The sequence below is a fragment of the Microbacterium paludicola genome (genome assembly GCF_015235415.1).
GTDB classification, from domain to species: Bacteria; Actinomycetota; Actinomycetes; order Actinomycetales; family Microbacteriaceae; genus Microbacterium; species Microbacterium paludicola.
This window is the reverse complement of the sequence record NZ_JADGLL010000010.1, coordinates 52,446-76,061: the sequence shown is the minus strand read 5'-3', so window position 1 is coordinate 76,061 and position 23,616 is coordinate 52,446. Positions and strand designations below refer to the sequence as shown.

Genomic DNA, 23,616 nt, shown 5'->3' with positions numbered 1-23,616 from the left:
GGGAGGATCACGACGGCGTCGGCTTCGCGCTGCCGGGCGGCCGCGATCCCCGCGCGCAGCGAGGCGGAGGCCCCCTCGGCCCAGTCATCCGCGACGACCATGCGCGCTCCGGGTGGGATGAGCGCCGCCGCCTCGGCAGCGCCGGCGCCCAGCACCACCAGCACCTCGTCGCATCCGCCCGCCCACAGCGCGTCGACCGCGCGGACGATCCACGGCGTGCCGTCGGGAGTGCGGGCGAGAGCCTTGGGGCCGCCGAAGCGTGTGCCTGCCCCGGCCGCGAGCACGATGCCGCAGACGGCGGGGGTGGCGGGCGTCATGAGTCGCGAGTGTAGCCGCGCGCGGGCGCGCCGCCGTGTCCCCCACGTGCCGGTTCGCAGCGGCATCTCGGGGACACGGGCGCCGGGATGTCCCCGAAGTGCCGCATCCATCCGGCAACTCGGGGACACGGGCGCCGGCCTGCCCCCGAAGTGCCGCATCCATCCGGCAACTCGGGGACACGGGCGCCGGGATGTCCCCGAAGTGCCGGTTCCATCCGACACCTCGGGGACACGCCGACCCGACGCACGGGCGCGCCGTTGCTGTAGCGCACCGGAAACATGGCGGGGCTAGCGTTGCCGCATGTGGGAACTCGCGGACCGGCTGCGCGACCGGCTTGAGGCGGGACGACGGGTTGCGGTCGTGACGATCACGGGCGTGGCGCGCAGCGCGCCACGCGGCCTCGGAGCGTCGATGGCGGTGACCGACGAGGGCGAGGTGATCGGCTCGATCTCGGGCGGCTGCGTGGAGGGTGACGCGGTCGTGCTCGCGCACAGCGTGCTCGCGACCGGCACCGCGGCCACCGCGCGGTTCGGCTTCGATGACGCGACCGCGCACGCCGCGGGGCTCGCGTGCGGCGGGCAGATCGACGTGATCGCGTACGAGGCGCGGCGGGATGATCCCGTCCTGACGCGGGCGCTGGCGGATGCGGCGGCCGACCGGGCCGTGACCGTCGGCCTCGCTCTCGAGGGGCCGGATGCCGGCCGGCTGATCGACGACCCGGATACCGCGACCGCCGCGGGGCTCGACGCGGCCGCCCTGCTCGCCGAGACGCGCGTCATCGCCGGCGCATCCGGATCCGTGCTCGCCCTGTCGCACGCGCCCCGGCCCCGGCTGATCGTGCTGGGCGCGGGAGATCACGCCGCCGCGCTGTGCCGCGTCGCGTCGGCCGCGGGCTTCGCCGTCACGGTGTGCGACGTCTGGCCGACGCTCGTCACGCGCGAGCGGTTCCCCGAGGCGGTCGAGCTGGCGGCCGAGGAGCCGGCGGCCTACCTCGAGGCTCAGGCGGGCCGCGTCGACGCCCGCACCGCGGTGTGCGTGCTGACGCACGACACCCGCCTCGACGTCCCCGCCATCCGCACTGCCCTGCGGCTGCCGGTGGGCTTCGTGGGCGCGCTCGGCGCCCGGGCCACGGTCGCGCGCCGCGCCGCGCTGCTGCGCGAGGCCGGCGTCAGCGAGGCGGACCTCGCACGCCTTCACTCCCCGCTGGGCCTCGACCTCGGCGGCGCCGCCCCGGAAGAGGTCGCGATCGCCGTGCTGGCGGAGATCGTGCAGACCCGCCACGGCGCGACGGGCCGCCCGCTGCGCGAGGCATCCGGACCGCTTCACCGCCCGCACGCACGCGCCGACGAGGCGTCGCCCGCGGCCGCATCCTGCGCCCTGCCCGTCCCGGCGCCGGGGGCCTGAATGGACCTTCACACCGTCACCTCGTTCCGCCGCGCGCGCACGCGGGAGGATCTCGCGCTCGCCCCCGGCGAGGCGTTCGTCGCGGGAGGCACGTGGATGTTCGGCGAGCCGCAGCCCGACGTCACCGGCCTCGTCGACCTGACCACCCTCGGCTGGGCCGACCTCGAGGCCACGGACGCGGGCCTGCGCATCGGCGCCACCTGCACGATCGCGCGGCTGGTCGCCTTCGCGCGCGAGGCGCCGCCCGCCTGGCCCGCCGCGCGCGTGATCCCCGACGCGGCCGACGCGCTGCTCGCGTCGTTCAAGATCTGGAACACCGCCACCGTGGGCGGCAACATCGCGCGCTCGTACGCCGCCGCGGCGATGGTGTCGCTCGCCGCAGGGCTCGACGGCGAGGCCGAGATCTGGACGCCGGATGGCGGCAGCCGCCGGATGCCCGTGTCCGCGATCCCCGCCGACAACGGCGTCAGCACCCTCGCCCCCGGCGAAGTGCTGCGCGCGATCGAGCTCCCCGCGCGCACGCTGCGCTCGCGGTTCACGCTGCAGAAGATCGCGCTGGCCGAGCTCGGCCGATCCGGATCCGTCGTCACGGGACGCGCGGACGACGACGGATCCGCGACCTTCGTGATCACGGCCGCCACGCGCACGCCCGTCGTGCTGCGCTTCGGGGCGCTGCCGGCCGCGGGCGAGCTCGCCGCGGCCGTGCGGGACGCGCCGGGTTACTACACGGATCCACTCGGCCCCGCCGACTGGCGGCGCGGGGCAAGCGTCGTGCTCGCCGAGCGCGCGCGGATCACGCTCGAGACGGAGGCGACGGCATGAGGATCGACGTCGACGGCACCCCGATCGAGACCGACCCGCGCCCGGGCCAGGTGCTGCGCACGCTGCTGCGCGAGCACGGCGCGACCCAGGTGAAGAAGGGGTGCGACGCGGGCGACTGCGGTGCGTGCGCGGTGCTGCTGGACGGCGAGCCCGTCCACTCGTGCCTTGTCCCCGCCGTGCGCGCCGAGGGCCGCGCGGTCACGACCGCCGCGGGGCTCGCGCCGGGCGACGACCTGCATCCGGTGCAGGAGGCGCTCGTCGACGGCTTCGGCTTCCAGTGCGGCTTCTGCACGCCCGGGATGAGCGTGACGGCGTCGTGCCTCACGGCCGACGATATGCCCGAGCTCGACAAGCGCCTCAAGGGAAGCCTCTGCCGCTGCACCGGCTACCGCCCCATCCGCGACGCGGTGCGCGAGGCCGTGCTCGGACCGGTGCGCGAGACCGGGCCCCGGGCCGCGGCCCCGGAGGAGGCCGGTGTCGGCCGCTCCGTCGTGCCCGAGGCCGCCCGCCGGGTGGTGCAGGGTCGCGAGCCGTACGCGTTCGACGAGGTGCCGCAGGATGCGCTCATCCTGCGCGTCGTGGGATCGCCGCACGCGCACGCGAGGATCCTGTCGATCGACGCCGAGGCGGCACGAGCCGTGCCGGGCGTGGTGGCGGTGTTCACGCACGAGGACGTGCCCGCGACACGGTACTCGACCGCGCGGCACGAGCACCGCGAGGACGACCCCGACGACACGCGGATGCTCGACGCCGTCGTGCGGCACGTGGGCCAGCGCGTCGCGGCCGTCGTCGCCGAGACGGCGGCCGCGGCCGAGGAGGCGTGCCGGCTGATCCGCGTCGCATACGAGCCGCTGCCCGCCGTGTTCGATCCGGAGGAGGCACGCACGCCCGGCGCTCCCCGCGTGCATCCCGACCGCACGCCCGCCGACCGCGTCGCGGACGCGTCGCGCAACGTGGTGGCGGCGCTGCACTCGGGGTACGGCGGCGATATCGACGCCGCACTTGCGTCCAGCGACGTCACCGTGTCGGGAACGTGGCGCACGTCGCGCTCGATCCACGCCCAGCTCGAGACGCACGGAACCGTCGGCTGGATGGATGACGACGGTCGGCTCGTGATCCGCTCGTCCACGCAGGTGCCGTTCCTCACGCGCGACGAGCTGTGCCGGCTGTTCGAGCTGCCGCGCGAGAAGGTGCGCGTGTACGCGCCGCGCGTGGGCGGCGGGTTCGGCGGCAAGCAGGAGATCTTCACCGAGGACCTCGTGGCGCTCGCGGTGCTGCGCACGGGGCGCCCCGTCGCGTACGAGTTCTCGCGCGAGGACGAGTTCTGGCGCTCGGCCCTCCGGCATCCGATGCGGGTCTCGGTCTCGCTCGGCGCCGACGCGGACGGACACCTCACGGCGATCAAGCTCGACGTGCTGAGCGACACCGGCGCGTACGGAAACCACGCCATCGGCGTCATGTTCCACGGCTGCACCGAGTCGGTGACGCTGTACCGCTCCCCCGTCGTGCGGGTGGACGCCGAGGCGGTCTACACGAACAACGTGCCGTCGGGTGCGTTCCGCGGCTACGGCCTCGGGCAGGTGACCCTCGGGATCGAGTCGGCGCTCGACCTGCTGGCGCAGCGGCTCGGCACGGATCCATTCGAGCTGCGCCGGATCAACGCGGTGCGCCCCGAGGATCCGCTGCGTCACGCCGACGGCACGATCGACCACGAGACGGTGTGGGGAAGCTACGGCCTCGACCAGTGCCTCGACCTCGCGCAGGATGCCCTCGCGCGCGGCAACGGCACCGCGGCGCCGGACGGCTGGCGGGTCGGCGAGGGGATGGCCGCGTCGATGATCGCGACGCTCGCGCCGCGGGGCCACGTCGCGCACGCTTCCGTGACCCTGCGCCCGGACGGCACCTTCGCGCTGCGCACCGGCACCGCCGAGTTCGGCAACGGCTCCACCACGGTGCAGCGCCAGATCGCCGCGAGCGTGTTCGGCGTTGGCCTGGACCGGATCGCCCTCGCGCACGCGGACACGGATGTCGTCTCGTACGACACGGGCGCGTTCGCGTCGGCCGGGATCACGGTCGCCGGCAAGGCGCTGCACGCGGCGTGCCTCGCGCTGCGCGACCGGATCACGACGGCCGCCGCCGAGCGGGCGGGCGTGTCCGCGTCGGAGTGCGCGGCCGAGCCGGGCGGCGTGCGCACCCCCGCCGGGCTGCTCACCTACGCCGAGTTCGCGGGTCCCGAGGGGCTGACCGCCACCGGCGAGGAGCACGGCGACCTGCGCTCGATCGCGTTCGACGTGCACGCCGTGCGCGTCGCCGTGGACCCCGACACGGGAGCCGTGCGCATCCTGCAGTCGGTGCACGCGGCCGACGCCGGGTTCGTGATGAATCCGGCGCAGTGCCGCGGGCAGATCGAGGGCGGCGTCGCCCAGGGAATCGGCGGGGCGCTGTACGAGGAGGTGCTGGTGCAGGACGGCGTCATCCAGAACCCCGTCTTCCGCACCTACCGCGTGCCGCAGTCGGTCGACATCCCCGACACCGAGGTGCTGTTCGCCGACACCTCCGACGACCTCGGCCCTTTCGGCGCCAAGTCGATGAGCGAGTCGCCGTACAACGCGGTCGCGCCCGCGATCGGCAACGCGATCGCCCGCGCCCTCGACGCCCGCCCGTTCGCGCAGCCCTTCACGCGCGACCGCGTCTGGCGCCTCGCGCAGGGCGGCTGACGCTCCCGGCGCGTTTCGCGCGGCTCCCGCCCTCGCGTGAAGCGCGAGCTTCACGGATTTACGTGGGCGAAACCGTGGGGAAACGGCCGGGAGCGGCGGGCGCGATTGACTGCGGGCAGCCGCGATCCCCGCACCGGCGTCCCGCCTGCACGCGCACCGTCCCCCACGAAAGGCGCCCCATGTCCCCTCGCCGTCTGCTCGTCCCCGCCGCCGCCCTCGCCGCGCTCGCCCTGACCGGATGCTCCGTCGGCACCGGCACCGCCGCGGACGCCGCGGACGCCGCCCCGGGAGAGACCGTCACCGTCAAGGTCGGCACGCTGCGCGGCCAGCCGCACTTCTACGCCCCGTTCCTCTACGAGGACCACGCGGTCGACGGCGTCGAGTTCGAGGTCGTCACGCTCGACACCACCCCGGCGCTGAGCGACGCGCTCGTGGCCGGCACCGTCGACTTCGCGATCAGCGGCGTCACGCCGACCATCTCGTCGATCGCCCAGGATCGCGACCTGAAGATCGTGGCATCGGCCGCGGACGGCGGAGCGGGCTTCGTCGGCAACGACGAGGTCGCCTCGCCCGCGGACCTCGTCGGCAAGACCGTCGGCTACATCCAGGGATCCGCGCAGGAGGTCGCGATGCGCCTCACGCTCGAGGAGGCCGGTGTCGACCCCGAGGACATCGATCTCGTGACCGTGCCGGTTCCCGAGATGGCCGGCCAGTTCGCGGCGGGCGACCTCGACGCGTTCTTCGGCGTCGAGATCGGCGCCTCGATCGCGCTGCAGAACGGCGGCCAGGAGTTCGCCGACCCGTACGCGACGCCGATCGGCAAGGTGAACATCGGCCTCGTCACCACCGGCGAGCTGATCGAGCAGGATCCGGATCTCGTGCAGAAGGTCGTCGACACGCACGTCGCCACCACCGACTGGATGACGGGAAACGAGGACGAGTGGCTCACCGAGATGGTCGACATGTTCGGCGGCGACCAGGCGATCTTCGACACCGCGATCGAGAACTTCTGGATGCGATCCGACCTGTCCGACGAGTACCTCGGCCAGCTCGAGGCGCTCGCGGGCGAGATGGCCGAGATCGGCTTCATCGAGGACGCCCCGGCGATCGAGGACATCGCCGACACCTCGTTCGTGGAGTGATCGTGACCGCCACCGCCACCCCGCTCACCGCCGCGCCTGCCGCGCCGCCTCGCCCTCGGCGACGCGGCAGCCCGGGCCGCTCGGCCGCGGCGCGCGTCGCGCTCGGCCTCGTCGTGCCGATCCTGTTCGTCCTGTTCTGGCACATCGGCCGGCAGATCGAGCTGGAGCTGCCGTTCGGCATCCGGATGGGCTACCTGCCGTATCCGGTGGACGTGGCCGTGACGCTGTGGGACTTCGCCTTCGGCGGGCTGCGCGACGACGCCTTCAGCGCGACGCTGTGGCAGCACCTGGGGGCGAGCGCCGCGCGCGTCGGCGCCGGCTTCGGGATCGCCGCGCTGATCGGCGTGCCGGTGGGCGTGCTGATGGGGCGCTTCTACACGGTCGACACCCTGCTGGATCCGTTCATCAACCTGATCCGGCCCATCCCCGCGACCGCCTGGGTGCCGCTCGTGGCCCTGCTGATCGGCATCGGGGATCAGGCGACGATCTTCCTGATCACCCTGTCGGCGTTCTTCCCGATCGTGCTCGGCGCCGCGAGCGGCACGCGGCAGGTGTCGGAGCGGCTCGTGGAAGCAGCCCGCATGCTCGGCACCACGCGCGCCGCGGTGCTGTGGCGCGTGATGGTGCCCGCCGCGGCGCCGGCGATCATGAACGGCCTGCGGGTCGGCCTCGGGCTCGCCTGGGTCGTCCTGGTGCTCGGCGAGACGACGGGCGTCAACGAGGGCCTCGGCGCCACCATCACGCTGGCGCGCGACATCGTGCGCACCGACCTCATCGTCGCCGGGATGATCGTGATCGGGCTCGCCGGCTTCCTGTCCGACAAGCTGCTCAGCCTCGTGCTGCGCCTGATGGTGGGGCGCCGTCCGGTGTTTCAGAAGGGAGCGCGCTGATGAGTGCGGAGATCCGGATCGAGGGGCTCGAGAAGCGGTACGAGACGCCCTCGGGCGACGTGCTCGCGGTGGCCGACGTGACGCTGGACGTGGCGGCGGGCGAGTTCGTCGCGGTCGTCGGCGCGAGCGGCTGCGGGAAGAGCACGCTGCTGCGCATCCTGGCCGGCTTCGAGGAGCCGAGCGGTGGCACCGTGACGGTCGCCGGCGCGCCGATCACCGGGCCGGGGCCCGACCGGGGCGTCGTGTTCCAGGACTACGGCCTGTTCCCGTGGCTGACCGTGCACGAGAACGTGGCGTACGGCCCCGCGCGGCGCGGCCTGGCGCGCGCCGATGCCAGGGCGAAGGCCGACCTCTACCTCGAGACCGTGGGCCTCACGCGCTTCGCGAAGAAGTTCCCTGGCGAGCTGTCGGGCGGGATGCAGCAGCGCGTCGCGATCGCGCGGGTGCTGGCGAACGATCCGGCGGTGATGCTGATGGACGAGCCGTTCGGCGCGCTGGATGCGCTGACCCGCAGCGACCTGCAGGTGCAGCTGCGCGGCCTGCAGCGCGCCGAGGGCCGCACGGTGGTGTTCATCACCCACTCGATCGAGGAGGCCGTCTACCTCGCCGACCGTGTCGTCGTCATGACCGGCGGCGCGTCTCACGGCGTGCCCGGCCACATCCGCGAGATCGTGCCGATCCCGCTCGCCGAGGACCGCGACGTGACCTCCCCCGCGTTCAACGCCTTCAAGCGCCAGATCTCGGCGCTCGTCCACGAGCGCGCGGCGGCCTGAGCCGCGACCCTCAGGCCACGGGCTCGGCCCCGAGGTGGGCGACCGCCTCGGCGAGCGCGCGGAGCCCGAGGGCCACGTCGGCGGCGGACACGGCCTCGTCGGGGTGATGGCTGATGCCGTCCGGGTTGCGCAGGAACAGCATCCCCACGGGCGCGACGGCGCCGAGTGACATTCCGTCGTGGCCCGCGGGGCTGAACAGCGTGGCCGGCTCGGCGGCACCCGTGCCGGCGACGATGCCCTCGCGCACGACGTCCTGCAGCAGCGGCGCGCAGAACACGGCGGGCGCGCTGTGCACCTCCCGGGCGTGCCAGCGCAGGCCGCGCCGGCCCATGATCTCGTCGAGCTCGCGCTCGATGGCACCCCAGGCCCTATCCCGCCGCTCGTCGAACTCGCCGCGCAGGTCCAGGCTGAACCGCGCCTCGCCGGGCACGACGTTCACCGCTCCGGGGAACGCCTCGAGCTGGCCCACCGTGCCGATGATGTGGTGCTCGCCGCGGCAGATCCGCTCCACCGCCAGCGCGGCCTCGCTCGCACCGAGCAGCGCGTCGCGGCGCATGTCGTACGGTGTGCCGCCCGCGTGCCGGGCCTCGCCCTCCACGACGAGCTGGAACCGGCGGGCACTCGCGATCGACGACACAACGGCGAGCGATTCGTCGCGGCGGTGAAGCTCGGGCCCCTGCTCGATGTGCGCCTCGAGGTACCCGACGAGCTCTCCCGGCCGCCGCGCGGCCTCGCCGATGCGGCCGGGGTCGAGACCGAACTCGCGGAATGCCTCGCGCAGGCTCGTGCCGTCGGCGTCGGTCAGGTCCCACCACGCATCGTCCCATGTGCCGGCGACGGCCGAGGATCCGAGCAGCGCCTTGCCGAAGCGGGTTCCCTCCTCGTCGCTGAACGCCGCGACCTCGATGCCGAACGGGAACGGCGAACGGGATCGGCCGTCCTCGCCCTCGACGCGGAGCAGGCGGACGACCTCGATCGCCATCAGCACACCCACGATCCCGTCGAACCGTCCGGCGTCGATCACGGTGTCGAGGTGCGATCCGAGCATCAGCACGGGCGCATCGGGATCCGCGGCGGGAAGCAGCCCGAGCTGGTTTCCCGCGGCATCCTGCCGGGCGGTCATGCCGGCCTCGCGCATCCACTCGGCCGCGAGGCGGTTCACGCGCGCGTGCTCGGGCGACAGGTACACGCGCGTGATGGCTCCCTCGTCGGCGCTCACCCGGGCGAGCTCGTCGCAGCGGGCCATAACGCGCCGTGCGGCGGCCGCGACGACGTCGGGCGCGAGCTCGCGCAGCCGCGTCACATGGCCTCCCGCACGGACGACGCCGCGAACACGTCGGCGGCGGCCTCGACGCCACCGCCCGCCGGCACGGAGACGCCGTAGCGGCGCAGCACAGCCTCGAGGGCCGCGAGCGTGGTGAGCACCGTGTCCTTGCGCGCGTTGGCGCCCATGGTGCCGATGCGCCAGACGCGGCCGTGAAGCGGGCCGAACGAGGTGCCGATCTCGATGCCGAAGTCCTCCAGCAGCGCCCCGCGCGCCTCGTCGCCGGGCAGCCCCTCGGGGATCTCGACCGCGACGACGTTGTTCATCTTGTGCGCGACGTCGCCGAACACCGTGAGCCCCAGCCCCTCGACCCCGGCGAGCATGGCGGCACCCGCGACGCGGTGCCGGTCGATCACGGCGGAGCGCCCCTCCGTCAGCATCACGCGCGCGCACTCGCGGGCCGCGTAGAGCATCGACGTCGCCTCGGTGTGGTGGTTCAGGCGGCGCGGGCCCCAGTAGTCGAGGATCATGCCGAGGTCGAAGTAGTTCGACCGGATGAAGTCGGGCGAGCTCTCGTCGCCTTCCTCGCGGATCCCCGCCTCGATCCGCTTGCGGGACCGGATCACCTCGACCGCGCGATCCGACAGCGTGATCGGCGCGGACCCGCTGGGCCCGCCCAGGCACTTCTGCAGCCCGGCGGTGGCGGCGTCGATGCCCCACGCGTCGGCGTCGAACTCGTTGCCGCCGAGCGACGCCGTCGCGTCCGTGTAGAACAGCACTCCGTGCTTCGCGCACAGCTCGCCGACCTCGTCGAGCGGCTGGTTCATCGTCGTCGACGTGTCGCCCTGCACAAGCGCGAGCAGGTGCGGCTTGACGCGCACGATCGCCTCTTCGATCGCCGACACGGGCACGACCTGGCCCCACTCGACCTCGATGGTGTGCACCTCGGCGAGCGCACGCTCGGCGATCTCGGCGAGCAGGTGGCCGAAGCGGCCGAAGACGGGCACGAGCACGCGGTCGCCCGGCTTCACGAGCGACACGATCGCGGCCTCGATGCCCGCGCGGGACGTGCCGTCGATCAGCAACGTCGCGTCGTTGCTGGTGGCCCAGACCTGGCGGTACAGCTCCTGCGTCTCGGTCATCGTGGCGGTCATGAACGGGTCGTACTGGCCGATCAGGGGCGACGACATCGCACGCAGCACGCTCGGGTAGGCCGAGATCGGGCCGGGCCCCATCAGCAGCCGGGCGGGCGGGTCGAGCGGGGCGATGTTCATGCGATCTCCAGGGTGGCTGCGAGCTGCCGCGCGAGGCGGACGAGCGCGATGTCGGTGCCCGCGCGCGAGGCGAGGCACACGCCGACGGGCGCGGGCCCGAGGCGCGACGGGATGGTGAGCAGCGGGGCCGACACGGCCGGGATGCCGGCGACGGCGACGGGCGTCGTGAGGCGCAGCGTGGCGGTGCGCACGGCGTCCACGCGGGCGCCGTCGGCCGTGCGCATCGGCGCGGGGCCCGGAACGGTCGGCAGGATGAGCACGGCGTCGCCCACGACACCCTCGATCCGCTCCTTCAGCGGCTCGAGGGCCGCGCGGGCGTCGCGCTCCTGGTCGGGCGTGATCGCCGCCGCGGCGCGGAAGCGCTCGGCGACGGCAGGCCCCACGGATCCCGGGTGCGCGCGCAGCCACTCGCCGTTGTTGCGCCAGGCCTCGGCGCCCTGCACGATGCGGAACGGCTCCTGGTACGCGGCGAGCGCGCCGATCCGCATCCGCTCGACCGGCAGCTCGAGCCGCTCGAGCAGCGCCTCGAACGCCGCGCGGGTGTCGGGCTCGACGATCTCGAGCGCCTCGGCGGGCACCACCAGTCGGCGCGGAAGCTCGTCGCTCGATTCGCCGTAGACGTTCTCGGTCGACGCGGATCCGTCGTAGCTGAGGCACCAGTCCGCGACCCGCTGCAGCGTCGCGCCATCGCGCGTGAGCCAGCCCACCGTGTCGAACGACTGCGCGAGCGGCAGCAGGCCCTGCCGGGGCACGAGGCCGTGCGTGGTTCGCAGGCCCCACAGCCCTTGGTACGACGCCGGCACGCGGACGGATCCGGCGGTGTCGGTCGCGAGCCCGATGTCCGCGTGCCCGGTCGATACGGCTGACGCGGGGCCGCTCGAGGATCCGCCCGGCAGTGCGCCGGGAACGGCGCCGTTGGGCGGGGTGCCGTAGTGCGCGTTGTCGCCCGCGACCGAGTACGCGAACTCGTCAGTGCGGGCGATGCCGCGCAGCGACGCTCCGCCGCGCAGCAGGTCGGCGACCGCCGCGGCCATGCTCGTCTCGGGCTTGACCGACTCCAGGTACGCGGGGTTCCCCGCGCCGATGCGGTAGCCCTTGATCGCGAACAGGTCCTTCACCGCGACCGTGAGCCCGGTGAGCGGGCCCTCCCACGCCCCCTGGAACAGCGGATCGCCCACCGTGCGCCAGATCGCGCGATCGAACGCCCGCGGGCGCGGCGAGACGTGCGCCGCGGTGATCCGCCAGCCCTCCGCGGTGCGGGTCCACACCTGGGTCTGCAGCCCACGGCCACCGGCGTGGAAGCGGGAGACCGAGGTGATCAGCGCGACGTCGTCGGCGAGCGCGCGGTGCTCGATCCGCTCGATGTCGCGGCCCGAGACGCCGCCGCGCAGCGACCGGAAGGCGCTGATCGCGTCGTGGCCGACGAGCAGGCCCGCGTCGTCGCCGCGCATCGTGCCCTCACCCGGCGCGAAGAACGCATCCAGCGCGTCGAGGTCGTTCGCCAGGATCGCGCGCTCGTAGGCGAGGAAGGCGGCGAGCAGGTCGGCGGGCACGGTCTCGGCCCCGGGAATCGCAGTGTCTTCCACGCGCTCAGTCTCGGCCATCCGGCGCCTCCTCGAAATCGGACAGCCGGATGCGCGCGTGAACGCCTGACACAAGATCCACAACCTGCGAGATGTCGAAGTCGGTCGCTGCCGACAGGTACGCGTAGGCGAGGTGCTCGTCCATCCCCCACCGGGCCTGGATCAGCGCGATCGCGGCGCGCACCGCCTTGCGCATCGCCTCGCCGAGGTCGGCGTCAAGGCCCGTCGGTACAAGGTACTCTGGCGTGCGCACGAGGGGCCCGGCGACCTCCCCGAATGCCGCGAGCGCATCGGCGCGCGGCACCACGTCGAACCGCAGCGTGGCGCGCAGCGATGCCTCGAGCGCCGTGAGCGCCACCTCGCCGTCGCCCTGCGCGAAGTGCGGGTCTCCCACGTAGGCGAGCGCGCCGTCGACCTGCACGGGAAGGTGCAGCTGCGTGCCCTCCACGAGCAGCTTGATGTCGATGTTGCCGCCGTAGTCGCCCGGCGGCACGGAGTGGGGCCGCTCGCCCGTCGCGGGCGCGACGCCCATCGTGCCGAGGAACGGCGCGAGGGGGAAGGTCACGTCTCGCGGGCCGCCCTCGACGCGCGGCAGGGCACCGACGAGGCGCCCGTCGCGGCGCTCGACCGGCGCGAACACGCTGACCGTCGCGCCCGCCCGCGGCAGCTCGCCCGGAAGGGCGCCGCGGCCGTGCCGGTTGGAGATCACACCGTAGGGAACGCGTGGCTCGAGCCGCAGCACGGTGATGCGCAGCAGGTCGCCGGGGCGTGCGCCCTCGACGCGGATCGGCCCCGTCACGACGTGCGGGCCGTCCGCGGCCGGATCGCGCGGCGACTCCGCGGCGATCGCGATCGCGTCGCGCAGCACCGCGCCCTCCGCCACCCCGTGTCCGGCGAAGAACGCGGCCGGATCCTGCCCCTGGTCGGGAAGCAGGCCCTCGTGGCTGACCGTGTCGATCACGACCGAGTCGCCGGATCGGATCGTCAGCACGGGCGCGTCGGTCGCGCAGGGAAGGCGCCCCCACAGGATGGTCCCGGGCCCGGCGGGAAGGTACGTCGCGCCATCCGGCACGCGCTCCCCCGGCTGCAGGATCGGCAGGTCGGCGAACGCGGGCACGTCCGATCCGCGGCCGAACACGTTCGATCCCGGCGCGGGGGTCATGCCGCACCGCCCGCGAGCACGTCGCGTCCCTCGCGGGCGAGCAGTCCCTCGCCGTCGCGATAGACGACGCGGCCGTGGAGGTACGTCTCGGTCACGACGCCGCGCAGGGTCGCGCCGTGCCACGGCGACAGCTTGTTGCGGTACTCCAGCCGCGCGGCGTCGACCGTGTGCTCGCGCTCGGGATCGAACGCGGCGAGGTGCGCGGGCGCGCCCGGCGCGATCCGGCCCCGGTCGCCGAGCCGCACGAGATCGGCGGGTCCCGTCGTGAACAGCGGCAGGATGCGCTCGAGCGGGATCCCCCGTCGGCGCGCCTCGGTCCAGACCGCGGTGAGCCCCGTCTGCACGCCCGAGATCCCGCCCCACGCCTCGCCGAGGTCGGGCCGCAGCTTGAGGTCGGCCGTGGCGGGCGAGTGGTCGCTCACGATCGCGTCGATCGTGCCGTCGAGCACGCCCTCCCAGAGCAGGTCGCGGTTCGCGGCGTCGCGGATCGGCGGGCAGCACTTGAACGTGCCGGTTCCGTCAGGCACGTCCTCCGCCGTGAGCGCGAGGTAGTGCGGGCATGTCTCCACGGTGATCCGCACGCCGTCGGCCTTCGCGGCGCGCACGTCGTCGAGCGCGGCCGCGGCCGAGACGTGCACGATGTGCGCGCGGGCGCCCGTGCGCCGGGCCGCCTCGATCACGATGCGGATGGCGGCGACCTCGCCCTCGGGCGGGCGGGAGGCGACGAAGTCGCGGAACACGGGCCCGGATGCCTCGTGCAGGTGCTCCTCGAGCTCGGCGTGCGCGATCAGCAGGCCGTCGCCGTGCGCGCGCAGCTCGGTGAGCGCGGCCTCGATCTGGGCGGCGTCGAGGTGCCCGAACTCGTCGATGCCGCTGGGGGCCATGAAGCACTTCACGCCCACGACCCCGGCGTCGAGCAGCGCGCCGAGCGATCCGAGGTTCTCCGGCACCGCGCCGCCCCAGTAGGCGACGTCGACCGCGAGCTTGCCGCGGGCGGCGTCGCGCTTGACTGCGAGCGCCTCCGGATCCGTCGTGACCGGCACGCTGTTCAGCGGCATCTCGACGACCGTCGTGATGCCCGCCGCCGCGGCCGCGGCGGTGCCGGTGGCGAAGCCCTCCCAGTCGGTGCGGCCGGGCTCGTTGAGGTGCACGTGCGAGTCGACGAGCCCCGGCAGCAGCACGAGCCCGTCGTCGAGCACAACGTCGGCGGTGTCGTCGAACGGATCGACCGAGGCGATCCGTCCGTCGGCGATCCGGACGGTCGCGGGCGCGAAGGCGCCTTCGAGGAGCACGCGCTGCGCGGCGATCGAGCCGGGCGCAGCGGCGGATGAGGGGGTCATGCCCCCACGCTAGCGACGCGCGCCGTCGCCGCCTCACCGGCGGCCACCTCCGCCGGCCGCACGGGCGGCGGCGCGTACTCGTCGCGCTTGCTCGTGCCCACGCGCATGCGCACCATCGCGGCGACCAGCCCGGTCGCCGCGGCGACGCCGTCGATCACGGGCACACCGAGCCGCTCCTGCAGCCGGTGGCACAGGTCGGCCATGCCCGCGCAGCCGAGCACGATCGCGTCGGCGCCGTCCTCGCGCACGGCGCGCTCGCACCACCCCAGGATGTCCTCGAAGGCTTCGGATCCGGTGTCCTCGAGCTCGAGCACAGGGATCCCGGTGCCGTACGCCGCGACGCACGCGCGCTCGAACTCGTAGCGCGCAAGCAGATCCTGCGCCCGGCCCAGCGTGCGCGACAGCGTCGTGACGATCGCGAACGACCGCCCCGTCATCGCCGCCACGTGAATGGCGGCCTCGGCGATGCCCACCACGGGCACGTCGACGAGCTCGCGCGCGGCGTCGAGGCCGGGGTCGCCGAAGCAGGCGATCACGTACCCGTCGCTTCCGCCTGCCGCGAGATCGGCGCGCACCGCGTCGATCACTGCCGCTCCGGCGGCGATCTCGTCGACGTGGCTCTCGACCGCGGCGGGTCCGGCTCCGGGAGCGGGGCAGACCGCGACGATCTCGACGCCGGGGCCCGCCACCTCCCGGGCGGCGTGACCGATCTTGTCGGTCATCGCCCGGGAGGTGTTGGGGTTGATCAGGGTGATGCGCATCGCTCCGGTGTCACTCCTTGGCGCCGGCGGCCGCCGGCTGCTCGGTCTCGTCCTCGGCGGGTGCCGACCGCAGGGCGGCCTCCGCCTCGACGATCGCCACCGCGGCGGTCGCGGTGTCGGGGTAGCCCTCCCGCACGTCGGGCCCGAACACCGAAGGCACGGTGCCGTCCGACACCCCGGCGGTCTCGCCCTCGAGCGTCGGCACCCGCGGGTGAAGGCGCTCGAACAGCACGAGGAACACAAAGCCGAGCCCGCAGCCGACGAACCAGCTGAAGTCGCTGATGGTCCCCCAGCCCGCGTCGAGCACGCCCGCGAACACAAGCGACTTCGGGATGATCGCGACCGCGATCGTCGGCACACCGGCCGCGAGCAGCGCCCACATCGCGTTGGGGTTGTAGCCGCGGCGGTACCAGTACCGCGCGGTCTCGTCCATCGTGTACATGTCGTCCACGTGGATCCGCTGCCGCGCGATCACGTAGTAGCCGGCGATCAGGATGCCGAACAGCGGCCCGATGAGCGCGGCGAGGATGCCGAGCGAGTAGTGGATCGCCTGGTCGTTTCCGTACCAGTTCCACGGGGTCAGGATCACGGATCCGACGGCGGCGATCATCCCGCCCATCCGCCAGCTGATGCGGTGCGGAGCGACGTTCGAGAAGTCGAACGCGGGCGAGATGAAGTTCGCGACGATGTTGATGCCGACGGTCGCGGTCACGAAGGTGAGGCCGCCCAGCAGGATCGCGAACCAGTGGTCGATCCGCTCCACAGTGTGGATGGGGTCGGTGATCAGTTCGCCGAACACCGGGACGGTCGCGGACGCCGTGATGACGGTCAGGATCGAGAAGAACAGGAAGTTGATCGGCAGGCCCCAGAAGTTGCCGCGCTTGACGGCCTGGAACGACTTCCCGTACCGGGCGAAGTCGCCGAAGTTCAGCATCGGGCCCGAGAAGTACGACACAACGATCGCGATGGCCGTGAGCATGACCGGGATCGAGGCCCAGAAGTCGAGCGGCTCGCCGCTGGACAGGTCGAGGCTGATGTTCTCCCATCCGGCCTGCGAGACGAGGTAGATCGCGAGCACGATCATCACGACGTAGACGGCGGGGCCGGCCCAGTCGATGAACCGGCGGATCGCCTCCATCCCGTTCCAGAACACGGCCGCCTGCGCGACCCACAGGATCGCGTACGAGATCCAGCCGAGCGCGTTCAGGCCGAGGAAGCTGGGCTCGAGCAGCGCCGCGCTGCCGGGGATGAACTTGAGGAAGATGATGTTCAGCGACTCGGCGGCGAGGAAGGTCTGCACGCCGTACCAGGCGATCGCGATGATGCCGCGGATGATCGCGGGCACGTTGGCGCCCTTGATGCCGAACAGGAACCGGTTCACGACCGGGTACGGCACGCCGGTGCGCTGACTGGGCTTGGCGACGAGGTTGGTGAAGACCTGCACGATCAGGATGCCGACGATCAGCGCGATCAGCACCTGCCAGCTGGCGATGCCGAGGGCGAACAGGGAGCCGGCGGTCACGTAGCCGCCGACGGAGTGAACGTCGCTCATCCAGAACGCGAAGATGTTGTAGGACGACCACTTCTGCTTGCGCAGCGGCGCGAGGTCCTCGTTGGCGAGGCGGTGGTCGTAGCCGGGCCGCATGTTGCCGGAGCCGGCGGGATGCCCCGCGGCCTCGACGACGTCCTGCGGCTTGGTCAGGGGCGCCGGTGTGGCGGCGTCCAGGGGGATGCTGCTCTGAGTCACGGTGGAGCCTTTCGAGTGGGGGACGGTCCCGAGGCGGAAGCTCCGGAGCGTGGCGCTCTCTCCGGACGGCGGATCGTGGTGTGAAGTTATCGCTTCACACTCACCGCACCCGTGTCAGATGTGTTTCGAGCGCGTAAATCGTGCCGGGAGGCCCGGCATCCGCGCCGGTTAGCATGGCCGCGTGACCGACACCGCCACAGGGACCGACGCGGACGCCGACGCCGATCGGGGCCACGTCGGACGGCGCCTGCGCGAGGTGCGCGCGCGGGCCGGGGTCTCGGTATCGGAGCTTGCGCGGCGGCTCGGGATCTCGACGAGCGCCGTCTCGCAGATCGAACGCGGCGTGATGCAGCCGTCCGTGTCGCGCCTGATCGCCATGACCGATGCGCTGGGAGTTCCGCTCGCCACCGTGTTCGGTCCGGGAGGCGAGCAGCCGGCGGCGGATGGCGCCGAGCCGGCCGGCTACACGCTCTCGCGCGCCGCAGACGCCGCGCCGCTGCCGCTCGGCGGGGGCGTGACGTTCCGCCGCCTGTCCCCGGGCGACAGCCCCGGCATCGACTACTTCGAGTCGACCTACCCGCCGGGAAGCACCGCCACGGGAAAGGACCGGCTCTTCCGCCACGAGGGGTACGAGATCGGCGAGGTGCTCTCGGGCGAGCTCACGATCGACTTCACGCACGAGATCGTGGTGATGCGCGCGGGCGACACGATCAGCTACCCGTGCGACGTGCCGCACCGCCTGCACAACACCGGCACCGAGCCCGCCGTCGCCCGCTGGCTCATCGTCCACCCGGCCCGCTGACCCGAGCCCGGCGCGAAACGATCGCGAAACACGCCGCGCGCTAGCCTGACCCCGTGCTGCTCGACGACTTCCATGCCCTGCCGACCCACGAGGCCGCGTCGGTCGTGCGCGTGTGGGCGGATGTGCCGGGCTGGGTCGCCACGCTCGTCGCGGAACGCCCCTACGCGTCCGTCGACGCGCTCGCGGCGCGGGCCCAGCAGCTCGCGGCCGGATGGACGACGGACGACCTCGACGCCGCGCTCGCACACCACCCGCGCATCGGCGAGCGCCCCACGGCCGCCGGGGCCGAGGGCGACCACTCCCGCCGCGAGCAGGCCTCGATGGCCCACGCCGACGAGGCGATCGCTGCCCGGATCGCCGCCGGCAACGCCGAGTACGAGCGGCGCTTCGGGCGCGTGTTCCTGATCCGCGCGGCGGGGCGCACGCCCTCCGAGATGCTCGCCGAGCTCGAGCGCCGCCTCGCGAACGCACCGGAGGCGGAGGCGCGCGAGGCCGCGCGGCAGCTGGCCGAGATCGCGCTGCTGCGGCTGCGCGCCGCATTCGACCCGGGGGATGCGTGATGCCGCACCTGACCACGCACGTGCTCGACGCCGCGACCGGAACGCCCGCCGCGGGCGTCGCCCTGACCCTCACCGCCGCCGACGGCACCCCGGTCGCCACGGGCGCGACCGACGCGGACGGGCGGGCGGGCCTCGGCCCCGACCGGCTTGCTCCCGGTGACTACACGCTGCGCTTCGAGACCGCCGCGCACTTCGCGGCGCGCGCGGTCGAGACCTTCTACCCCTTCGTCACAGTGACCTTCGCCGTGACCGACGAGCGGCACCTGCACGTGCCCATCCTGCTGAGCCCGTTCGCCTATTCCACCTACCGAGGGAGCTGACGTGACCGACGTCCCCGCCGCCGAAGTCTCCGTCCACCTGGGCCCGAACAAATACGGCAAGGCCGAGAACCGGCTCGTGCGCATCACGCGCGACGGGGCCCGGCACGAGATCGAAGATCTGAACGTCACGTCGCAGCTGCGCGGCGCCGCCCTGGCCGGCTCGTTCCTCACGGGGGACAACTCGCGGATCGTCGCGACCGACACCCAGAAGAACACGATCTTCGCGTTCGCCAAGAAGCACGGCATCGGATCGCCCGAGCGGTTCCTGCAGATCCTCGCCGAGCACTTCACGACGGAGTTCTCCTGGATCGAGGGCGGCCTGTGGCAGGCCGAGCAGTACACGTGGGAGCGGATCGTGGCCGGCGGCGCCGAGCACGACCACTCGTTCGTCCGCACGGGGCAGGGAACCCGCCTCGCCGCCGTGCAGGTCATCGACGGCGCGACGCACGTGATGGGCGGCGTGAAGGACCTCACGGTGCTGAAGTCGACCGGATCCGAGTTCTGGGGCTACCCGAAGACCGAGTACACGACCCTGCCCGAGACGACAGACCGGATCATGGCCACGTCGGTCACCGCCCGCTGGCGCTACCTTCCCGACGCCGTCGCCGCCGGCATCGACTACAACGCACTGCACAACGAGGTGGTCGCGGTGCTGCTGGAGCAGTTCGCCGTCGTGCACTCGCTCGCGCTGCAGCAGACGCTGTTCGAGATGGGCCGCGCCGCGATCGCCGCGCGACCCGAACTGGCGGAGATCCGCTTCGCGATGCCGAACAAGCACCACTTCGTGTACGATATCGCCCGTTTCGGCCTCGACAACGCGAACGAGGTGTTCATCGCCGACGATCGTCCCTACGGGCTGATCGAGGGAACCGTCGTGCGCGACGGAGTGGCGGACGCGCCCGACGCCTGGCGCGACGTCCCGAGCTTCATCTGACGGGTCGGCCGCGCGCCGACCGAGGCGCGGCGCGCGGGCGACCGGCCTCAGACGTTCTTGAGCGGGTGCATCCCCATGCGCGTCAGCGCTACGTCCTCGATGACCTGCATGAGGTTGTACAGGATGAGCGCCGCCGCCGTCACGAGCACAACCGACGCCCACACCTCGGGGAACTTCGACTGCGAGATCGCCGGACCGATGCCGCCGCCGATGCCGTCGCTCGTCGCGAGCCATTCGGCCAGCAGCGCGCCCGTGATCGCACCGGGAACGGAGATCCGGACCGCCGCGAAGAACGCCGGAAGCGACGACGGCAGCGCCACCTTGCGCAGCGCGGTGAACGCGGATCCGCCGTAGACGTGCACCACGTCGGTCATCTGCGGCGAGGCCGAGCGCAGTCCGAACACGATGTTCACGAGCGCCGGGAAGAGCACGACGATGCCGCCGATCACTGCGACGGTCCAGAGGTCGCGGCCGAAGACGAGCGTGATGACGGGCGCCATCGCGACGAGCGGCACCGAGCGCAGCAGCATCGCGAGCGGCATGAGCGCGTGCTCGACGCCGCGGTTCAGCTGGAACAGGATCGCCGCGGCGAGCGCGACGACGAGTCCCGCCGCGAAGCCGATGAAGGCGTGGCCGAGGGTCACCCAGAGGCGGCCGAGGAGCAGGTCCCGGTTCTCGGGCGTCGCGGGAGCCGTGACGAGGAACGCCCAGATGTCGGCGGGTCCCTTGCCGACGTAGGCGTTGACGCCGAAGGCCCACAGCAGCACCTGCCACAGCACGGTCACCACAACGAGCGTCACGGCGAACATCAGCAGGCCCCGGCCGAGGACGCGGGCGGTGGAGGTGGCGACCTCGCGGCGGAGCGAGGTGGGAGCGTCTGCGATGTCGGTCATCCTCATGCCCCCTTCGACCAGGGTGCGGCTGCGCGCGCGACGAGCCCGACGATCCAGTAGCCGACGAGCGCGACGAGTCCCGAGAGGATCGCGAGCGCCCACACGAGCGGCGGGTTGAAGTCGACCTGGGCGATCATCATCGCCCGCCCGACACCTGCCTGCACCTTGCCGAAGAACTCCCCCAGCACGGCGCCGAGGAACGCGGCGGGCACCGCGATCTGCAGGGCGTTGAGGATGGCCGGCAGCGCCGCGATCAGTCGCACCTTCCGCAGCTGCGTGAAGCGGGATCCGCCGTAGACGGTCACAACGTCGAGCGCGCTGCGGTCGGCGGCCTTGAGCCCCAGCAGCGAGCCCACGACCGTGGTGAAGAACACACTCAGGGCGGCGAGGATCACCGACGTGAGCGACGGGTGCCCTGCCTGCGGGATCGGCAGCATCACGATCAGCACCATCCCGATCGCCACGATCGGCAGGCAGTAGGTGATGGTGGCGAGCTGCATGACGAGGCCCTCGAGGCGCGGCACAACGAGCACGAGTGCGGCGAACACCAGCGCGAGCCCGTTTCCCCACAGGTAGCCGAGGCCCGCCTCGGCGAGCGTCACGCCGAACTGCGGCGCGAAGAACGACCAGCCACGCTGCACGGTCTCGGCGAGCACCTGCGCGGGCGTCGGGATCGGCTGCGCGCAGTTCGGGCCGAGGCACGACAGCACCGTTGCCGCCAGCACCCACCACAGGGCGACGATGCCGGCCACACCCGCGACGCCCCAGACCCACGCGGGGACGGGGCGGCGCGCGGGTCGCGCGTCAGTGCTCATCGGCGTACGCGGCGGCGGGCGCGCCGAACAGCAGGTCGGATGCGTGGTCCACGTACGCGTGGAATTCGGGGGTCCGCATCATCTCGGGCAGGCGGGGACGCGGCAGGTCGATGTCCATGACCTCCTTGATCCGGCCCGGCCGAGGCGTCATCACGGCGACCTTGTCGCTCAGGAAGATCGCCTCGGAGATGCCGTGCGTGACGAGCAGCGTGGTCGCCGGCTTCTCGGTCCAGATGCGCAGCAGCTCGAGGTTGAGGCGCTGGCGCGTCATGTCGTCGAGCGCGCCGAACGGCTCGTCGAACAGGAGCACCTCGGGCTTCATCACGAGCGAGCGCGCGATCGAGACGCGCTGGCGCATGCCGCCGGACAGCTGCGCCGGCTTCGCCTTCTCGAAGCCCGTGAGGCCCACGAGGGCGATGAGCTCGGCGACGTAGTCGCGGTCGACCGGCTTTCCCGCCACCTCGAAGGGAAGCTGGATGTTGGCCTGCACGCTGCGCCAGGGAAGCAGCGCCGAGTCCTGGAACGCGATGCCGAGACTGTTCGACGCGCGCAGCTCCTTGGGCGACTTGCCGTCGACGCGCGTGGTGCCGCTCGTCGGATCCTCGAGCCCGGCGAGGATGCGCAGGATCGTCGACTTGCCGCAGCCGGACGGCCCGAGAAGCGACAGGAACGTTCCCTGCTCGGTGTGGAGGTTCGCATCCTGCAGGGCGACGACGTCGCGACGTCCCTGCCGGAAGGTCTTGTTCAGTCCGCTGATGTGCAGACCGGTGCCCAGGACGTCCTGGGCACCGGTCGCGGTCTCCGTGTGGGTCACGGTGTGGATCTCCGTTGGTTCTGGCGAAGGCCCGGGGTCAGCCGGCGTAGTCGACGAGCTCGGGGTTCTCCGCGTAGACCTCGTCGAGGAGGCTCAGGTCGAAGATGTCCTCGACCGCGACGTCGATGCCGGCGCCGGCGAGGCTGTCGACCGTCGCCTGCTGCATCTCCTCGGTGATGGTGAACAGGCCGTTCGCCTCGGTGTCGGGGGTCGAGATCAGCTCGGCCTGGGCGTTCATCGCCTCGAGGGTCTTGACCGGGTCGAGGTCGGTGCCGAAGTCGGCGACGACGTCCTCGGCCGCCTGCTCGGGGTCGGCGAGCACGTCGGTCCAGCCCTTGATCTCGGCGACCAGGAAGTCCTTGAGCAGCTCGCGGTTCTCGGCGAGGTACTGGTCGGTGACCGAGACGGTCTCGGCGACGAGCGGGAAGCCGTTGTCGGCGAGCGGCAGGTTGGTGATCTCGTTGCCCGCGAGCTTGACGGTGAGGGCCTCGTTCGTCAGGTAGGCGTAGAAGCCGTCGACCTCGCCGTTCGTGAGCGGCGCCGGGTCGTACTGCACGGCGACGATCTCGAGCTCGTCCTGGCCGATGCCGTTCGCCTCGAGGAACGCGTCGAACGCGGCACGGTTCGAGTCCTGCACGCCGATCTTCTTGCCCTTGAGGTCGTCGACCGTGGCGATGTCGGCACCGTCCTTGAGCGACAGCACGGTGAAGGGGTTCTTCTGGAACGTGGCGCCGATCATCTTGATCGTGGCGCCCTCGTTCGCGACCGCGGCGCCGACGGCGAGCGGGTCGTTCAGGGCGACCTGGACGGTGCCGCCCATGAGCTCGGCGACGCCGGTCGAGGGACCCTCGAGCAGCGTGACCTCGTCGAAGCCCGCCTCCTCGTAGTAGCCCTTCGTCGTGGCGTAGAACTCGCCGGCGAACTCCTCGTTCTTGATCCAGCTCTGCTGGACGGTGATCGAGCCGTGACCGGCGTCCTCGCCCTCGGCCTCGGCGGCCGGTGCTGCGCCTCCGGCGCAGGCGGACAGCGCGATGGCGCCGGTCAGGGTGAGGCCGGCGGCTGCGAGGCCACGACGGATGTAAGGGCTGCGGATCATTCGGGTTCTCCACTCATGCGGGGATGGGGCGCGATCCGACATCCGGATGGTACCGGGGGGTCTCGCGCCGGGAGGGACGATCGGCGTGACGTCGGTCGGTCACTCCACCGTAGGTGCGGCGAAAGAAGTCGACCGGACACCAGCGTTTCGGCGATGTAAAACATTCTGCCGGTGCGAAATACCGC

The 23,616-nt window shown here is 72.6% G+C and carries 22 protein-coding genes; 10 read left to right on the top strand and 12 right to left on the bottom strand.

Annotation, left to right across the window (positions count from 1 at the left end):
* Positions 1-317: nucleotidyltransferase family protein (locus tag IR155_RS06445; RefSeq protein WP_167760719.1), on the bottom strand; the 317-nt coding region annotated here is incomplete at its 3' end.
* 301 nt (positions 318-618) lie between these two features.
* Here IR155_RS06445 and IR155_RS06440 point away from each other — a divergent pair.
* From IR155_RS06440 to IR155_RS06415, 6 genes are all read left to right on the top strand, one after another.
* Entirely contained in the window at positions 619-1,722 is a 1,104-nt protein-coding gene (locus IR155_RS06440) for an XdhC family protein (RefSeq protein WP_135114022.1), read from the top strand.
* Positions 1,723-2,544: an FAD binding domain-containing protein gene (locus IR155_RS06435; RefSeq protein WP_135114021.1), complete on the top strand. Its 822-nt coding sequence runs from the start codon at positions 1,723-1,725 to the stop codon at positions 2,542-2,544.
* Positions 2,541-5,261, top strand: coding sequence for a molybdopterin-dependent oxidoreductase (locus tag IR155_RS06430; protein WP_135114020.1), 2,721 nt, complete (start codon positions 2,541-2,543; stop codon positions 5,259-5,261). The genes IR155_RS06435 and IR155_RS06430 overlap by 4 nt, the downstream gene beginning before the upstream one ends.
* A 179-nt stretch (positions 5,262-5,440) precedes the next feature.
* Positions 5,441-6,403 carry an ABC transporter substrate-binding protein gene (locus tag IR155_RS06425; RefSeq protein WP_135114019.1) on the top strand — a complete coding sequence of 321 codons (963 nt, stop codon included), beginning with the start codon at positions 5,441-5,443 and terminating at the stop codon, positions 6,401-6,403.
* Between the two features lie 2 nt (positions 6,404-6,405).
* Entirely contained in the window at positions 6,406-7,293 is an 888-nt protein-coding gene (locus tag IR155_RS06420; RefSeq protein WP_135114018.1) for an ABC transporter permease, read from the top strand.
* A complete protein-coding gene (locus IR155_RS06415) occupies positions 7,293-8,066 on the top strand; it encodes an ABC transporter ATP-binding protein (protein WP_135114017.1) in 774 nt (257 codons plus the stop codon). The genes IR155_RS06420 and IR155_RS06415 overlap by 1 nt, the downstream gene beginning before the upstream one ends.
* 10 nt (positions 8,067-8,076) lie before the next feature.
* Here IR155_RS06415 and IR155_RS06410 read toward each other — a convergent pair whose 3' ends face one another.
* Genes IR155_RS06410 through IR155_RS06380 form a run of 7 tightly spaced genes read right to left on the bottom strand, consistent with a single transcriptional unit; the run spans position 8,077 to position 17,197 of the window.
* Positions 8,077-9,369, bottom strand: coding sequence for an allantoate amidohydrolase (locus tag IR155_RS06410; RefSeq protein ID WP_233441130.1), 1,293 nt, complete (start codon positions 9,367-9,369; stop codon positions 8,077-8,079).
* Entirely contained in the window at positions 9,366-10,604 is a 1,239-nt protein-coding gene (locus tag IR155_RS06405) for a pyridoxal-phosphate-dependent aminotransferase family protein (RefSeq protein WP_135114016.1), read from the bottom strand. Before IR155_RS06405 ends, IR155_RS06410 begins: the two co-directional genes overlap by 4 nt.
* A complete protein-coding gene (locus tag IR155_RS06400) occupies positions 10,601-12,190 on the bottom strand; it encodes an AtzH-like domain-containing protein (protein ID WP_233441129.1) in 1,590 nt (529 codons plus the stop codon). The genes IR155_RS06405 and IR155_RS06400 overlap by 4 nt, the downstream gene beginning before the upstream one ends.
* Positions 12,191-12,194: 4 nt before the next feature.
* Entirely contained in the window at positions 12,195-13,349 is a 1,155-nt protein-coding gene (locus IR155_RS06395; RefSeq protein WP_135114014.1) for an acetamidase/formamidase family protein, read from the bottom strand.
* A complete protein-coding gene (gene allB, locus IR155_RS06390) occupies positions 13,346-14,689 on the bottom strand; it encodes an allantoinase AllB (RefSeq protein ID WP_135114013.1) in 1,344 nt (447 codons plus the stop codon). The genes IR155_RS06395 and allB overlap by 4 nt, the downstream gene beginning before the upstream one ends.
* Complete coding sequence (locus tag IR155_RS06385; RefSeq protein WP_135114012.1) at positions 14,686-15,450, bottom strand: aspartate/glutamate racemase family protein; 765 nt, start codon at positions 15,448-15,450, stop codon at positions 14,686-14,688. The genes allB and IR155_RS06385 overlap by 4 nt, the downstream gene beginning before the upstream one ends.
* A gap of 10 nt (positions 15,451-15,460) precedes the next feature.
* On the bottom strand, positions 15,461-17,197 hold the full coding sequence (locus IR155_RS06380) for an NCS1 family nucleobase:cation symporter-1 (protein ID WP_233441128.1): 1,737 nt from the start codon (positions 17,195-17,197) through the stop codon (positions 15,461-15,463).
* Positions 17,198-17,378: 181 nt separating this feature from the next.
* On the opposite strand from IR155_RS06380, the gene IR155_RS06375 reads away from it, so the two are divergent.
* The 4 genes from IR155_RS06375 to pucL are packed head-to-tail and all read left to right on the top strand — an operon-like array spanning position 17,379 to position 19,813.
* Positions 17,379-17,999 carry a helix-turn-helix domain-containing protein gene (locus IR155_RS06375; RefSeq protein WP_135114011.1) on the top strand — a complete coding sequence of 207 codons (621 nt, stop codon included), beginning with the start codon at positions 17,379-17,381 and terminating at the stop codon, positions 17,997-17,999.
* A 53-nt stretch (positions 18,000-18,052) separates the two neighbouring features.
* Positions 18,053-18,559 carry a 2-oxo-4-hydroxy-4-carboxy-5-ureidoimidazoline decarboxylase gene (gene uraD, locus IR155_RS06370; protein WP_135114010.1) on the top strand — a complete coding sequence of 169 codons (507 nt, stop codon included), beginning with the start codon at positions 18,053-18,055 and terminating at the stop codon, positions 18,557-18,559.
* Positions 18,559-18,879, top strand: coding sequence for a hydroxyisourate hydrolase (gene uraH, locus IR155_RS06365; RefSeq protein ID WP_135114009.1), 321 nt, complete (start codon positions 18,559-18,561; stop codon positions 18,877-18,879). The genes uraD and uraH overlap by 1 nt, the downstream gene beginning before the upstream one ends.
* Before the next feature lies 1 nt (position 18,880).
* Positions 18,881-19,813 carry a factor-independent urate hydroxylase gene (gene pucL, locus IR155_RS06360; protein WP_135114008.1) on the top strand — a complete coding sequence of 311 codons (933 nt, stop codon included), beginning with the start codon at positions 18,881-18,883 and terminating at the stop codon, positions 19,811-19,813.
* A 47-nt stretch (positions 19,814-19,860) separates the two neighbouring features.
* Here pucL and IR155_RS06355 read toward each other — a convergent pair whose 3' ends face one another.
* Genes IR155_RS06355 through IR155_RS06340 form a run of 4 tightly spaced genes read right to left on the bottom strand, consistent with a single transcriptional unit; the run spans position 19,861 to position 23,431 of the window.
* Positions 19,861-20,706 (bottom strand): ABC transporter permease, encoded by an 846-nt coding sequence (locus tag IR155_RS06355; RefSeq protein WP_135114007.1) that lies wholly within the window; start codon positions 20,704-20,706, stop codon positions 19,861-19,863.
* Positions 20,707-20,708: 2 nt separating this feature from the next.
* Positions 20,709-21,521 (bottom strand): ABC transporter permease, encoded by an 813-nt coding sequence (locus IR155_RS06350; protein ID WP_135114006.1) that lies wholly within the window; start codon positions 21,519-21,521, stop codon positions 20,709-20,711.
* On the bottom strand, positions 21,511-22,335 hold the full coding sequence (locus tag IR155_RS06345; protein WP_135114005.1) for an ABC transporter ATP-binding protein: 825 nt from the start codon (positions 22,333-22,335) through the stop codon (positions 21,511-21,513). Before IR155_RS06345 ends, IR155_RS06350 begins: the two co-directional genes overlap by 11 nt.
* A 37-nt stretch (positions 22,336-22,372) precedes the next feature.
* The gene (locus tag IR155_RS06340) at positions 22,373-23,431 is read right to left on the bottom strand and encodes an ABC transporter substrate-binding protein (protein ID WP_135114004.1); all 1,059 of its coding nucleotides are present in this window, start codon (positions 23,429-23,431) and stop codon (positions 22,373-22,375) included.
* Positions 23,432-23,616: the final 185 nt, after the last annotated feature.

Bases quoted from the DNA above. Each gene is read 5' to 3' on its own strand.
- IR155_RS06350 (WP_135114006.1), bottom strand. From the start codon at position 21,521: ATGAGCACTGACGCGCGACCCGCGCGCCGCCCCGTCCCCGCGTGGGTC.
- allB (WP_135114013.1), bottom strand. From the start codon at position 14,689: ATGACCCCCTCATCCGCCGCTGCGCCCGGCTCGATCGCCGCGCAGCGC.
- IR155_RS06405 (WP_135114016.1), bottom strand. From the start codon at position 10,604: ATGAACATCGCCCCGCTCGACCCGCCCGCCCGGCTGCTGATGGGGCCC.
- uraH (WP_135114009.1), top strand. From the start codon at position 18,559: ATGCCGCACCTGACCACGCACGTGCTCGACGCCGCGACCGGAACGCCC.
- IR155_RS06425 (WP_135114019.1), top strand. From the start codon at position 5,441: ATGTCCCCTCGCCGTCTGCTCGTCCCCGCCGCCGCCCTCGCCGCGCTC.
- IR155_RS06395 (WP_135114014.1), bottom strand. From the start codon at position 13,349: ATGACCCCCGCGCCGGGATCGAACGTGTTCGGCCGCGGATCGGACGTG.
- IR155_RS06435 (WP_135114021.1), top strand. From the start codon at position 1,723: ATGGACCTTCACACCGTCACCTCGTTCCGCCGCGCGCGCACGCGGGAG.
- IR155_RS06385 (WP_135114012.1), bottom strand. From the start codon at position 15,450: ATGCGCATCACCCTGATCAACCCCAACACCTCCCGGGCGATGACCGAC.
- IR155_RS06340 (WP_135114004.1), bottom strand. From the start codon at position 23,431: ATGATCCGCAGCCCTTACATCCGTCGTGGCCTCGCAGCCGCCGGCCTC.
- IR155_RS06355 (WP_135114007.1), bottom strand. From the start codon at position 20,706: ATGACCGACATCGCAGACGCTCCCACCTCGCTCCGCCGCGAGGTCGCC.
- IR155_RS06415 (WP_135114017.1), top strand. From the start codon at position 7,293: ATGAGTGCGGAGATCCGGATCGAGGGGCTCGAGAAGCGGTACGAGACG.
- IR155_RS06430 (WP_135114020.1), top strand. From the start codon at position 2,541: ATGAGGATCGACGTCGACGGCACCCCGATCGAGACCGACCCGCGCCCG.
- IR155_RS06440 (WP_135114022.1), top strand. From the start codon at position 619: ATGTGGGAACTCGCGGACCGGCTGCGCGACCGGCTTGAGGCGGGACGA.